This window comes from Kitasatospora setae KM-6054, from assembly GCF_000269985.1.
GTDB lineage: Bacteria > Actinomycetota > Actinomycetes > Streptomycetales > Streptomycetaceae > Kitasatospora > Kitasatospora setae.
This window is the reverse complement of record NC_016109.1, coordinates 6,097,698-6,110,713: the sequence shown is the minus strand read 5'-3', so window position 1 is coordinate 6,110,713 and position 13,016 is coordinate 6,097,698. Positions and strand designations below refer to the sequence as shown.

Here is a 13,016-nt window from a genome sequence, read left to right as displayed (position 1 = left end):
CGGCCGCTCAGCGCAGCGGGCTGAGGCCCAGGCCCGCGCCGGGCGCGGCCGCCGCGCGCAGCGCGACCGAGCCGGCCGGGGCGTCCAGCCGCAGCCAGGGCCCGGCCCGGTGGGCGGCGAGCGGGGTGCCGGGGCGCAGGAAGCCGATCGCGTGGGCGGCGTGCGCGGCCCGCAGCGGCAGGCCCTCGGCGGCGGCCAGCGGGCGGGACCAGATCTCGTCGGCGATCGCGTCGACCGCCTGCCTGGTCCGGTGGTGGTCCGGCACCTCGGCGGTGCGGCGCTTGAACTCCTCGACGGCGGCGAGCACTTCGCCGACCACCCGGTCGACCGGCGGCCGCCCGAGCGGCTGCCAGCCGGAGCGCGGCGGCAGCAGCCCGGCCCAGGACGGGCCGGTGACCGGCGCGGGCGGGGTGAGCGCGGCGCCCGCCTCGTCCACCGCCTCCAGCAACTGCCCGGCGGAGACGGTCAGGTCGGCGGCCGCGACCGGCCCGGCCAGCCGCACGGTGCGCACCGCGAGGACCGCGGCCCCGCCGAGCGGCAGCCGCCCGAAGACCGCCAGCACCCCGCCGCCGTCCACGTCCACGTCCGCGTCCCCCGCGCCGCCCGGGCCGGGGACCGCCTGCAGCCGGACGGCCGCGGCGCGGTCGAAGCGCAGCAGCCGGCCGAGGAAGGCGGCCAGGTCGGCGCCCTCCCGCTGGTCGGCGAGGGCGAGTCGGGTCTGCACGGTCACCGGGGGTCAGCTCGTTTCGTCGGGGCGGCGGGGTCCGCGGGTCTGGTCAGGCGGCGCGGCCGGCGGGCTGCTCGTCCGTGAACCGGCCGAGGAACTCCCGCTCGACGGGGCTGATCCGGCGCGGCCGGCCCTCGGCGAGGTCGTAGGGGACGACCACGGTGGAGGCCGTGACGTACACCGTCTCGGTGCCGTCCTCGGCGACGTCCTTGATCTCGTAGGAGACGGTCAGCGAGGCGCCGCCGATCTTCGTCACCCAGGTCTCGATGGTGACCGGCGCGGGGCGGTGCACCAGCGGCCGCTTGTAGTCGATCTCGTGGCGGGCCACCACCGAGCCGCCGGCGAACTCCCCGGCGCCGGCCTCGGCGGCCTGGGTGAACATGAAGTCGATCCGGGCCTCCTCCAGGTAGCGCAGGAAGACCACGTTGTTGACGTGGCCGAAGGCGTCCATGTCGGACCAGCGCAGCGGGCAGGCGTAGATGTGGCGGGCCACGTCGTTCTCCTCAAGCGTCATTCGTACCCGTGGGTAGCTGTACGGCAGCCTACGGGCGTCGGCCCGGCGGCCCGCCCTCGGGGGGCGGGCCGCCGGGCCGACGGCGCGACCGGGGGTCAGTCGCGGGTCAGCTTCTTGTAGCTCGCCCGGTGCGGGCGGGCCGCGTCGGCGCCGAGGCGCTCGATCTTGTTCTTCTCGTAGGACTCGAAGTTGCCCTCGAACCAGAACCACTTGCTCTCGCCCTCGTAGGCGAGGATGTGGGTGGCCACCCGGTCCAGGAACCAGCGGTCGTGGGAGATGACCACGGCGCAGCCGGGGAACTCCAGCAGCGCGTTCTCCAGCGAGGAGAGGGTCTCGACGTCGAGGTCGTTGGTCGGCTCGTCGAGGAGCAGCAGGTTGCCGCCCTGCTTGAGGGTCAGCGCCAGGTTGAGGCGGTTGCGCTCACCGCCGGAGAGCACCCCGGCCGGCTTCTGCTGGTCCGGGCCCTTGAAGCCGAACGCGGACACGTAGGCCCGGGACGGCATCTCGACCTGGCCGACGTTGATCCAGTCCAGGCCGTCGGAGACGACCTCCCAGAGGGTCTTCTTCGGGTCGATGTTGGCCCGGCTCTGGTCGACGTAGCTGATCTTGACGGTCTCGCCGACCTTGACCGTGCCGCTGTCCGGGGTCTCCAGGTCCTGGAGCATCTTGAACAGGGTGGTCTTGCCGGCGCCGTTCGGGCCGATCACGCCGACGATGCCGTTGCGCGGCAGGGTGAAGCTCAGGTCGTCGATCAGGACCTTCTCGCCGAAGGCCTTGTTCAGGTGGTCGACCTCGATGACGACGCTGCCCAGGCGCGGGCCCGGCGGGATCTGGATCTCCTCGAAGTCCAGCTTCCGCATCTTGTCGGCCTCGGCCGCCATCTCCTCGTACCGGGCGAGGCGGGCCTTCGACTTGGCCTGGCGGCCCTTGGCGTTGGAGCGGACCCACTCCAGCTCTTCCTTGAGCCGCTTGGCGCGCTTGGCGTCCTTCTGGCCCTCGACCTTGAGACGGGTCTGCTTGGTCTCCAGGTAGGTGGAGTAGTTGCCCTCGTACGGGTAGGCGCGGCCGCGGTCGAGCTCCAGGATCCACTGGGCGACGTTGTCCAGGAAGTACCGGTCGTGGGTGACGGCGATGACGGCACCCGGGTACTTCGAGAGGTGCTGCTCCAGCCAGTTCACCGACTCGGCGTCCAGGTGGTTGGTGGGCTCGTCGAGGAGCAGCAGGTCGGGCTGCTCCAGCAGCAGCTTGCAGAGCGCGACGCGGCGCTTCTCGCCGCCGGAGAGCTTGGTGACGTCCCAGTCTCCGGGCGGGCAGCCCAGGGCCTCCATGGCCTGCTCGAGCTGGGCGTCGAGGTCCCAGGCGTTGGCGTGGTCCAGGTCCTCCTGGAGGGTGCCCATCTCGGCGAGCAGCTCGTCGGAGTAGTCGGTCGCCATCAGCTCGGCGATCTCGTTGAACCGGTCGAGCTTGGCCTTGACCTCCTTGACGCCGTCCTGGACGTTCTCCAGGACCGTCTTGGTCTCGTCGAGCGGGGGCTCCTGCTGGAGCATGCCGACGGTGAAGCCCGGCGAGAGGAAGGCGTCGCCGTTGGAGGGCTGGTCGAGGCCCGCCATCATCCGCAGCACGGTCGACTTACCGGCGCCGTTGGGGCCGACGACGCCGATCTTCGCCCCGGGGAGGAAGCTGAGCGTCACGTCGTCAAGGATGACCTTGTCGCCGTGTGCCTTGCGCACCTTGCGCATGGTGTAGATGTATTCCGCCACGTTGGGATCGCTCCGGCGTCGTCGTGAGTAATCGGCTTGCAGCCTTCCATTGTGCCGTAAGGCCGGGACGGTCCCGAACGCCCGTCGGGGCGCCCGCCGCCCCCGGGGCCGCTGGCCGCGGACGGCCCGGTCAGCGGGCGGCCCGGTCAAGCGAACGGCCCCGCCCCCCGGTCTCGGGAGGCGGGGCCGTCCCCGTCCCGGCGCGGGGCCGGGGCGGGTTCAGCGCGTCGTTCAGGAGGCGCGGCTGTGGCGGCCGCGGCGGCGCAGGCCGTAGACCGCGGCACCGCCGGCGAGGACGAGCGCGGCAGCGGCGGCGGCGGTCAGGCCGGTGCCCATGCCACCACCGGTGGAGGCGAGCTCGGGGCCGGTCGGGCTGGCCGACGGGGCCGGGGCGGCCGGGGTGGAGCCCGAGGCCGACGGGGTCGGGGTCGGGGTCTGGGTGGAGCTGTCGGTCTTGCAGTTCAGCAGGCCGGTGAACTGCTTGCTGAAGCCCTCGGGGCCGGTGACGGTGACGTCGTACTTCTCGTCCTCCTTGACCGGCAGGGTGACGGCCTGGGTGCCGCCCGGCTTGACCGTGTAGTCCTTGCCGGCGACCTTGAAGGCCGCGTCCTTGTCGCCCTTGTTGCCGAGGGTGACCACCAGGGCGCCCTTGGCGCAGTCGACCACGGCGTCGGCGGTCGGCACCGCGCCGAGGCCCCAGCTGATGTCGGCCTTGGCGGAGACCGGGACGGTGCCCTCGCCGGCCAGGATCAGGGTCTGGCTGGGCTTGTCGCCGATCCGGCCGACGAAGGCGCGGCCGACCGAGGAGGTCGCGCTGCCCTCGGCGGTGATGGTGGCGTGCCCGGCCGGGGTGTCCGCCGGGACCTTGGCGTAGATCTTGTCGCCGGACTTCACGGTCTTGAGTTCGGCGCCCTTGTCGTCGACCAGGGAGACGTGGGCGTCGGTGCCGGACTTGCCGAGGCTGACCTTGACGGAGGCGGTGCCGCCGCCGGCGGTGACGGTGATCGGGGCCAGGGTGGTCCCGGACTTGCCGCCGACCGAGGCCGGGTCGAGGCTGAGCGTCGGCTTGGGCTCGCTGCCCCCGCCCTTCGCGTTGGCCTGGGCGATCAGCCAGGTGGTGAACGCCTTGGCCTCGTCGTCGTCCTGGGTGACCGGGATGCCCGGGTCGGAGAAGGACCAGATGGCGACCTGGGTCGCGGCGGCGGCGTCGGCCTTGGAGAGGTTCTTGACGCCGGAGTCGGCTATCAGCTTGTCGATGCCGACGGCCGGGTAGGAGTTCTTCAGGATCCAGAGGACCTTCGGGCCGGCGCCGGGGTTGTCCTTGAGCGAGCTGGAGTCCCAGTCGGTCTCGTGGTAGTCGGCCTCCCAGGAGGCGCCGTTCAGCAGGTCGATGCAGTAGACCGGCAGCCGCACCTCGCTGTCGCCGATCCGGATGAAGAAGGGCCCGGCCTCGGTGCGCTGCTGGTGGCCGGTCTTCGGGTCGGGGTAGGTGACGTACTCCTTGTCGTCGGCACCCTTGACGATCTTCGCCGTCACTCCCGACGTGCCGTCGGCCGCGGCCGCCGCACCGGCCGCGAGCAGGCCCGAGCCGACCGTGAGACCGGACGCGAGCATGACAGCAACGATGCGGGAGACAGCCCGCCCCTGCTTGTGGAACATGTGGGATCCCTTCGGGCGGCGACGTGCCAGTGGCAACCCGCCCCTGCAAAGCGGCGCTCCCTGCGGCGCCGCTGCACGTGTCTGGACCAGACGCATCCTATTGACGGGATCCGGCCACTCCAGGGCCGTGGCGAATCAGGACGATATCGTGGCTGTTCTGTTATCAAAGAGCTGATCACCAGCGCGGGTTGATGTGTCGACATAAAGGCACGGGGCGCCGCCGTCGCAATCAGGATTGCACTCCCGGGCCCAAGAAGTGCCCGGATTCCGTCAGTTCAGAACCTCCTGGGTCACATCCGCACCCCCTTCCCCGGCCGCACCGCCGTCGGCCGCGCCGCCCTCCCCCGCCCCGCGCCGGGCCGCGACCGCCGCCACGATCCAGTCCGGAACGGCCTCCTCCACCAGCCGCACCGCCCGCGGCCCGCCCGCCCCGGAGCCGCCCGCCGCCGGCCCGCCGGGGCCGGCCGGGCCCGTGGCGCCGAGACCACTCGCACCCGAACCACCTTGCTGGGGCGGCGACTTGCCCTCCAGACCGCGCCGGAACGCCGAGGTGCCGCGGGCCAGGTCGTGGCCGACCGAGCGAGCGTCGATCTCCACCTCCGTCCGCCTGCTCCCCTCCTCCCCCCACTCGCGCACCCGCAGCCGCCCGCTCACCAGCAGCGGGTCGCCCTTGTTCACCGAGCTGACCACGTTGACCGCCAGCCGGCGCCAGGCGACCACCGTCACCCAGGTCGTCTCGCCCTCCGTCCAGTCGCCGCGCTCGCGGTCGTAGCGCCGCTCCCGGGCGGCGAGCCGGAAGTTCGCCACCGCCACCCCGCCGGGCGTCTCCCGGTACGTCACGCCCGACGCGGCGTTGCCGACGATCGTCACCAGTGCCTCGTCCATTCCCGTCTCCGTTCCCGGCCGCCGCGGTCGGCGCCCTTTCCCGGCGGAATCCCCGCCGGGAAAGATCCTCCGCCTTCCGGGAAATCCGTACCAGCGCCTTCCGGCCGCCTGTGGAAAACCCGGGCCTGTGGAAAACCGGAGTACCTCCCAGGGGTGAATCGGGCCGCTTTTCGGTCGGAAATCGACCATTTGAATGACGTGCTCACGACAATAGTCCGACACCCGCGCCGAATAGGCCCGATCCGCCCCGCCGACCGGCCCCCGACCGCCTCCCCGCGCCCCCGCCCCACCCGCCCCCGGCCGTCGCCTTCCGCCGCCTTCCGCCACAAGGACCGTTCGGGCACTCCCTTCGACCGCCCCTTCCGGCAGCCGCCCGCACACCCGGCGGACACCTCGGAGTCACCGCCGAAACCACGAACGGGTGGCCGCCGACTCGCCCCGTCCATGTCATCCGACCGATGGAACCCCTAAACACGCCCCCACCCGTGGGCCGCTCCGGGCGATTGTCCGCGCCGAATCCATAACGGGTCAGGTCGCAGCCCCGTAACGACTGCACAACGTCCCGCCCCGAGAGCCGGTAGAGCGCTGCACTCCCCGGCGCTACCTGCGATTATCGGACCGCCCCGCGGAGGCCGACACACCCCTGTCCGGTCTGCGAAGTCGGGGCGGCGGAACTGAACACCCGTATCCTGTCCCGGAACATCCCGTCCCGGCCCAGGCCCGGCAAGCGGGCCGACGTCAGCACCCCGGCCCCCATAGCTCAGCGGATAGAGCACCCGCCTTCTAAGCGGTAGGTCGCAGGTTCGAATCCTGCTGGGGGCACCCACCCGTTCCGACCGGCCCCGATGCCGCAGCGTGAGCACTCCGCCACCGCCTCCCGGGCACAGCGGGCAACCGCCCCGTCACTCCCCCGACCCCGACCCCGGCCCCGCCGCCGGTCGCGGCCCCGCGCCGTCCTCCGGTCAGCGCTCCCCCGCCGCCAGGCCCGCCAGGAAGTCGTCCAGCAGGGCGCGCTGGCGCGCGGGCGGGAACTCCCCGGGGGCGAACAGCGCCTGCACGACCAGCCCGAGGGCGAAGGACTGGGCCAGCGCGGCCAGGTCGGCGGCCGGGCGGTCGGCCGGGAGGTCGCCGAGCTCCTGGGCCTGGGCGCAGAGTTCGGTCATCCGCCGGCGGGCCCGGCGGTAGCGCTCGGCGTGGCCGGCGGTGAGTTCGGGGTCGCCGAGGGCGGCGTCCCAGGAGCCGACCCAGATCCGGTTGCCGGCCTCGCCGTCCGCGTCCAGCGGGAGGACGTCGAGCAGCGCGGCGCGCAGCACGGGCAGGCCGCGGGAGGTGGCGGCGGCCTCGGTGGCGGGGCGGCGGCGTTCGGCGGCCTGCCGGTCGAGGACCTCCAGCGCGTGGGCGACCAGGGCGCGCTTGTGGGGGAAGTAGTGGGTGAGCAGTCCGGTGGAGGCGCCGAGTTCGGCGGCGACCGCGCGCAGCGTGAGGCCGCCGAAGCCGCGGTCGGCGAGGACCCGCCAGACCGCCTCCGAGACGTCGCGCCGGCGGGCTTCGTGGTCGCCTCGTGCGGGTGGTGTCATGCGCGCTAGGGTACCTACCCAACGTTTGTTACGTACCTTCGAGGGGATGCCGATGTACGCCGTAGCGCTCGCCGAGGACGCCGAGCTCCGCCCGCTGGAGCCGTGGCAGGCCGAGGAGTTCCTGGAGCACATGGACCGGGCCCGGGCCGGAATCGATCCGTGGATCCCGTGGGCGTCCCGGAGCACCGATCTGGAATCCGCCCGCGCGACGCTGCGGAAGTTCGCCGACAAGCAGGCCGCCGACACCGGGCGGATCCACGGGATATGGCTGGACGGCACACTGGTGGGCGGCGTGATGTTCGTCCAGTTCGACGCGGCGGCCGGGGTCTGCGAGATCGGCGTGTGGACCGAGCCCGCCGCCCAGGGCCGCGGCCTGGTCACCGCGGCCGCCCGCCGGCTGCTGGACTACGCGCTGCTCGAACGCGGCCTGTACCGCGCCGAGTGGTGGAACAGCACCGTCAACCTGCGCAGCCGGGCCTGCGCCCGGCGGCTGGGCATGACGCTGGACGGCACGCTCCGCAAGCACACCGAACACCTGGGCGTCCGGCTGGACCTGGAGATCTGGTCGATGCTGGCCCCGGAGTGGCGCGCCGCCCGCGGGGGCGCCGGCTGAGCCCGCGGACCGGCCCCGCCGGGTTGACGCGGATCACGTGGTCCGGCCCGGGCCCGCGTGAAAGGCTGGCGGCCCGGCACCGTCCCCCCGAGAGGCCCGCCATGTCCGCCACGCCCGCCGTGCCCGCGAGCACCGCCCACCCGCTGGACCGCCCGGGCCCGGCGGACGTCGAACTGCCCGCGGGCGCGCCGGGGTTGCGCTGCTGGGTGGGCCCGGACCGGGTGGCCACGCTGCTGCTGGACCGGCCCGCGCGGCGCAACGCGGTGACCGACGCGATGTGGCGGGCGCTGCCGGAGGTGCTGGCGGCGCTGGCGCGGCGGCCGGACGTCCGGGTGCTGGTGCTGACGGGCGCGGCGGGCGCGTTCTCGGCGGGCGCGGACATCGCGGAGCTGGCCGGGGTGTACGCCGATCCGGCCGCCGCCGACGCGTACCACGCCCGGAACGTGGCGGCCGAGGAGGCGCTGGCGGCGTTCCCGCGCCCGACGCTGGCGGTGGTCCGGGGCGCCTGCGTGGGCGGCGGCTGCCAGTTGGCGCTGGCCTGCGACCTGCGGTTGGCCGCCGATGACGCCCGGCTGGGCATCACCCCGGCCAAGCTGGGCGTGGTGTACCCGGCGGTGCCGACGCTGCGGCTGGCCGCGCTGGTGGGCCCGGCCCGGGCCAAGTACCTGCTGTTCTCGGGCGAGTTGCTGCCGGCCGCCCGCGCGGAGTCGTTCGGCCTGCTGGACGAGGTCGTCCCGGCGGCGGAACTGGACGCCCGGGCACGGGAGTTCGCCCGGCTGCTGGCGGGCCGCTCGCCGCAGACGATCGGCGCGGTGAAGGCCGTGCTGTCGGCGGACCCGGCGGAGGCGGCCGCCGCGCTGGCGCCGTGGGAGCGCGCGTCCCGGACGGCGCCGGACGTCCACGAGGGCCTGGCCGCGTTCCTGGAGCGCCGCGAGCCGAGGTTCTGAGCCCGGCGGCGGCCGTACCGGCGGGCGCCGCCGGTACGGCCGGAAGCGGGGCGCGGCCGTCAGCGGATCGGCGCGCCCGAGACGGCCCGGGCGATGACCAGCCGCTGGATCTCGCTGGTGCCCTCGAAGACGGTGTAGATGGCGCTGTCCCGGTGCATCCGCTCGACGGGGTACTCGCGGGTGAAGCCGTTGCCGCCGAGGATCTGCATGGCCCGCTCGGTGACGAACTTGGCGGTCTCCCCGGCGTACAGCTTGGACATCGAGCCCTCGGCGGCGGTGAACGGCTGGTGGGTGGCGGCCATCCAGGAGGCGCGCCAGACCAGCAGCCGGGCGGCGTCGATCCGGGTCTTCATGTCGGCGAGCTGGAACGCGACGCCCTGGTTCTCGATGATCGGCTTGCCGAACTGGACGCGGGTCCCGGCGTAGTCGAGGGCGACCTCGTACGCGGCGCGGGCGATGCCGACGGCCTGCGCGCCGACGGCGGGTCGGGAGGCTTCGAAGGTGGCCATGGCGGCGTTCTTGCCGCTGCCGCGGGTGCCTTCGCGGGCCCGGGCGAGGCGGGCGTCGAGCTTCTCCTTGCCGCCGAGCAGGCAGTGCCCGGGGACGCGGACGCCGTCGAGGACGACCTCGGCGGTGTGCGAGGCGCGGATGCCGTGCTTCTTGAACTTCTGGCCCTGGCTGAGGCCCGGGGTGCCGGGCGGGACGATGAACGAGGCCTGGCCGCGGGCGCCGAGCTCGGGGTCGACGGTGGCGACGACGACGTGGACGTGCGCGATGCCGCCGTTGGTGGCCCAGGTCTTGGTGCCGTTCAGCACCCACTCGTCCTTGGCCTGGTCGTAGACGGCGCGGGTGCGCAGCGCGGAGACGTCGGAGCCGGCGTCGGGCTCGGAGGAGCAGAACGCGGCGAGCCTGACCTCCTCGGGGGTGCCGAACATCTGCGGGGCCCAGGTGCCGATCTGCTCGTCGGTGCCGTTGGCGAGCACGGCGACGGCGGCCAGCGTGGTGCCGGTGATGGCGAGGCCGATGCCGGCGTCGCCCCAGAACAGTTCCTCCATGGCGATCGGGATGCCGACGCCGGACGGGTCGAAGAACTGCTGGGCGTAGAAGTCGAGCGAGTAGATGCCCAGCTTGGCGGCCTCCTGGATGATCGGCCAGGGGGTCTCCTCGCGTTCGTCCCACTCCGCGGCGGCGGGGCGGACGACGTCGGCGGCGAAGCCGTGCAGCCAGTCGCGGACGGCGATCTGGTCCGGCCCGGGGTCGAGCGAGAAGGTGGTCATGTCGGCCTCCAGGGGACGGCGGTGCGGGCCGGAGGGTCCGCGCCACTGCGCTGTTACCTCCGGTAACATGGCGGCGAGTCTGCTACCGATAGGTAACCGGTGTCAACGCCCGCCGGGCCACCGCCCCGGACCCGCCGCCCACCCTCCCGTCCCAGGAGCAGCGCATGACCGCCGAACCCCGCCGCGAACAACTGCTCAACGCCGCCGACCGGGTCGTCCAGCGCGAGGGCCCGAGCGCCAGCATGAACGCGATCGCCGCCGAGGCCGGCATCACCAAGCCGATCCTGTACCGGCACTTCGGCGACCGGAACGGCCTGATCGGCGCGCTGACCGAGCGCCACACCGCCGGCCTGCTGGCCGCCGTCCGCTCCGCGCTGAACGAGCCGCTGGAGCGCCGCGACCGGGTCGAGCACGTGCTGGACGTCTACCTGGCCGCGATCGAGTCCCGCCCGCAGGTGTACCGGCTGCTCACCCACCCCGAGCCCGGCGACCCGACCGGCGCGGGCAACGCGCTGGCGCCCGCGCTGCGGCGGATCGCCGAGGAGATCACCCGCGCCATCCAGCAGCAGATCGACCTCGGCCGGGACGGCCCACTGCTCTCCGAGACCTGGGGCCGCTCGATCACCGGCATGGTGCTGGCGGCCGGCGACTGGTGGCTGGAGACCCGCCCCTGCCCGCGCGCCCGGATGGTGCAGGCCCTCGCCGACCTGCTCTGGGGCCGGCTCTCGGCGGCCGCCGACCTGCCGCCGATGCTGGCCGCCCCGGAGGGCTGAGCCCGCCGGACCCCGCGGAAGCACGAGCGCGCCCCCGCGCCCCCGCGCACGCACGCACGGCGGGGGCGCGGGGGGCGGGGGTGCGCCGTCCTACCGCAGTCCGCGCCGGGCGAGCAGCGGCCCGATCTCCGGCTCCCGCCCGAGCACGTCCCGGACGCTCTCCAGCGCGTCCCGGCTGCCGCCGCGGGCCAGCAGCCGCTCGCGGAACAGCTGCCCGCTCTCCCGCACGCCGCGCCCGTTCGCGCCGAACCACTCGACGGTGTCGGCGTCCAGCACCTCGGACCAGATGTAGGCGTAGTACCCGGCGCTGTACCCGTTCGAGAACACGTGGTTGAAGTACCCGGTGCGGTAGCGCGGCGGCACCGCCGCGACCGCGACGCCCGCCTCGGCGAGCGCCCGGGCCTCGAACTCCGCGGCGTCCGCGACGACCGGGTCGGTGGCGGCGCGGGTGTGCCAGGCCCAGTCGAGCAGCGCGGCCGACAGGTACTCGACCGTCCGGAAGCCCTGCCCGTAGTTCTCGGCGGCGAGCATCCGCCCGACCGCGGCGGCGTCCAGCGGCTCGCCGCTCTCGTGGTGGCGGGCGTAGTGCGCGAGCACCTCGGGCCGGGTCATCCACATCTCGTTGACCTGGGACGGGAACTCGACGAAGTCGCGCGGCACCTCGGTCCCGGCGAACGAGGGGTACTCGACGTCCGAGAACAGGCCGTGCAGCGCGTGCCCGAACTCGTGGAACAGCGTGCGCACCTCGTCCCAGCTGAGCAGCGCGGGCTCGCCGGGGGCCGGGCGGGCGATGTTCAGGTTGTTGACGACCACCGGGCGGGTGCCCAGCAGCCGGGACTGGGCGACGAGTTCGTTCATCCAGGCGCCGCCGCGCTTGGACTCGCGGGCGTGGAAGTCGCCGATGAACAGGCCGAGCGCGCCGCCGTCCGCGTCGTGCACCTCGAAGACCCGGGCGTCGGGGTGGTACGCCGTCAGGTCGGGCCGCTCGGTGAAGGACAGCCCGTAGGCGAGGTTCGCGGCGAAGAAGACGCCGTCCCGCAGCACCCGCTCCAGTTCGAAGTACGGGCGCAGCGCGGCGGTGTCCACGTCGTAGCGCTCGGCCCGGACCTTCTCCGCGTAGAACGCCCAGTCGTGGGCGGCGAGTTCGCCGATCCCGTCGGCGGCCGCGGCGGCGGCCAGGTCGGCGGCCTCGCGCTCGGCGTTGGCGACGGCGGGGGCGACCAGCCGGCCGAGCATCGCGGCGACCGCGTCGGTGGTGCCGGCGGTCTCGTCGGCGACCACGTACGAGGCGTGGCTGGGGTGGCCGAGCAGGGCGGCGCGTTCGGCGCGCAGCGCGGCCATCTTCGCGGCGAGCGGGCCGTTGGTGTCGAGGCCGCGGCGCAGCGAGGCGGTGAGCAGGCGCTCGCGCAGGGCCCGGTCGGTGAGGGCGGCGAGTTCGGTCTGGTTGGAGAAGTTCTTCAGGCTGAGCACCCAGCGGCCGTCCTGGCCGAGGGCGCGGGCGTTCTCGGCGGCGGCGGCGATCGCGGTGGCGGACAGGCCGTCGAGGGCGTCGGCGCTGTCCACGGCGACCGCGCCGGCCAGCGAGGCCTCGTGCGTGTTCTTGCGGAACGCGGCGGCGTCGGAGGCGAGTTCGGCGTTGATCTCGCGCAGCCGGCGCTGGCCGTCGGCGTCGAGCCGGGCGCCGGCCCGGACGAAGGCGGTGTGCCGGCGTTCCAGCAGGCGCAGCGACTCGGCGTCCAGGCCGAGCCGGTGGCGGTCCGCGTGCAGGGCGTCGAGGCGGGCGAACAGGGCCGCGTCGAGGTGGATCGCGTCGGCGTGCGCGGCCAGCAGGGGGCTGATCGCGGCGTCGATCTCCTGGATGCCGGGGGTGGTGTCGGAGGCGTCCTGGTTGAAGAAGACCGCCGAGACCCGGCGCAGTACCGCTCCCGAACGCTCCAGTGCCACCACGGTGTTGTCGAAGGTCGGCGGCTCGGGGTTCGCGGCGATCGCGGCGGTCTCGGCGAGCTGGTCGGCCATGCCCCGGTCGAAGGCGGGGCGGTAGTGCTCTTCCCGGATCTCGGCGAAGGGCGGGAGCTCGTACACCAGGGTGCTGGGCGAGAAGAAGGGGTTGTCGCTCATGGACGCGACCCTACGGCCCCCGGGATCGTGGCGGAACACCGTCACGGCAAGCCGCCGTCCGGACGGCCGGTTCCGGCCCCGCGCCCCCTCCGGCCGTCCGGCGCCGGTCCGTTCGTCCACCGTCCGGCGGCGCCTGGCGCCGGTTGTCGGTGCCACCGGCTACCGT

General features: G+C 74.0%; 11 protein-coding genes and 1 tRNA gene. 4 read left to right on the top strand and 8 right to left on the bottom strand.

Going from position 1 to position 13,016, the window contains the following annotated elements; all coding sequences use genetic code 11:
- Window positions 1-7 precede the first annotated feature (7 nt).
- The 5 genes from KSE_RS27025 to KSE_RS45935 all read right to left on the bottom strand — a co-directional run bounded on the left by KSE_RS27025 (window position 8) and on the right by KSE_RS45935 (window position 5,545).
- Complete coding sequence (locus KSE_RS27025; protein ID WP_014138533.1) at window positions 8-730, bottom strand: hypothetical protein; 723 nt, start codon at window positions 728-730, stop codon at window positions 8-10.
- Between the two features lie 46 nt (window positions 731-776).
- Entirely contained in the window at window positions 777-1,220 is a 444-nt protein-coding gene (locus KSE_RS27020; protein ID WP_014138532.1) for an acyl-CoA thioesterase, read from the bottom strand.
- Between the two features lie 116 nt (window positions 1,221-1,336).
- Window positions 1,337-3,001: an energy-dependent translational throttle protein EttA gene (ettA, locus tag KSE_RS27015; protein ID WP_014138531.1), complete on the bottom strand. Its 1,665-nt coding sequence runs from the start codon at window positions 2,999-3,001 to the stop codon at window positions 1,337-1,339.
- A gap of 231 nt (window positions 3,002-3,232) precedes the next feature.
- On the bottom strand, window positions 3,233-4,615 hold the full coding sequence (locus KSE_RS27010; protein ID WP_033259867.1) for a Cys-Gln thioester bond-forming surface protein: 1,383 nt from the start codon (window positions 4,613-4,615) through the stop codon (window positions 3,233-3,235).
- Between the two features lie 315 nt (window positions 4,616-4,930).
- Complete coding sequence (locus tag KSE_RS45935) at window positions 4,931-5,545, bottom strand: single-stranded DNA-binding protein (RefSeq protein WP_014138529.1); 615 nt, start codon at window positions 5,543-5,545, stop codon at window positions 4,931-4,933.
- Window positions 5,546-6,294: 749 nt separating this feature from the next.
- On the opposite strand from KSE_RS45935, the gene KSE_RS27000 reads away from it, so the two are divergent.
- Window positions 6,295-6,367 (top strand) — tRNA-Arg (locus KSE_RS27000).
- A 140-nt stretch (window positions 6,368-6,507) separates the two neighbouring features.
- Here KSE_RS27000 and KSE_RS26995 read toward each other — a convergent pair.
- A complete protein-coding gene (locus KSE_RS26995; RefSeq protein WP_014138528.1) occupies window positions 6,508-7,122 on the bottom strand; it encodes a TetR/AcrR family transcriptional regulator in 615 nt (204 codons plus the stop codon).
- A 52-nt stretch (window positions 7,123-7,174) separates the two neighbouring features.
- Here KSE_RS26995 and KSE_RS26990 point away from each other — a divergent pair, with 52 nt between their 5' ends.
- Window positions 7,175-7,735, top strand: a complete 561-nt coding sequence (locus tag KSE_RS26990; RefSeq protein WP_033259866.1) for a GNAT family N-acetyltransferase — start codon at window positions 7,175-7,177, stop codon at window positions 7,733-7,735.
- Window positions 7,736-7,836: 101 nt separating this feature from the next.
- On the top strand, window positions 7,837-8,682 hold the full coding sequence (locus tag KSE_RS26985) for an enoyl-CoA hydratase/isomerase family protein (protein ID WP_014138526.1): 846 nt from the start codon (window positions 7,837-7,839) through the stop codon (window positions 8,680-8,682).
- A gap of 59 nt (window positions 8,683-8,741) precedes the next feature.
- Here the strand turns inward: KSE_RS26985 and KSE_RS26980 are convergent, their stop codons facing one another.
- Entirely contained in the window at window positions 8,742-9,959 is a 1,218-nt protein-coding gene (locus tag KSE_RS26980; RefSeq protein ID WP_014138525.1) for an acyl-CoA dehydrogenase family protein, read from the bottom strand.
- A 164-nt stretch (window positions 9,960-10,123) separates the two neighbouring features.
- Between KSE_RS26980 and KSE_RS26975 the strand changes: the two genes are divergently transcribed.
- Window positions 10,124-10,732 carry a TetR family transcriptional regulator gene (locus tag KSE_RS26975; protein ID WP_014138524.1) on the top strand — a complete coding sequence of 203 codons (609 nt, stop codon included), beginning with the start codon at window positions 10,124-10,126 and terminating at the stop codon, window positions 10,730-10,732.
- A 90-nt stretch (window positions 10,733-10,822) separates the two neighbouring features.
- Here the strand turns inward: KSE_RS26975 and KSE_RS26970 are convergent, their stop codons facing one another.
- Window positions 10,823-12,850 (bottom strand): M3 family metallopeptidase, encoded by a 2,028-nt coding sequence (locus KSE_RS26970; RefSeq protein WP_014138523.1) that lies wholly within the window; start codon window positions 12,848-12,850, stop codon window positions 10,823-10,825.
- Window positions 12,851-13,016 lie beyond the last annotated feature (166 nt).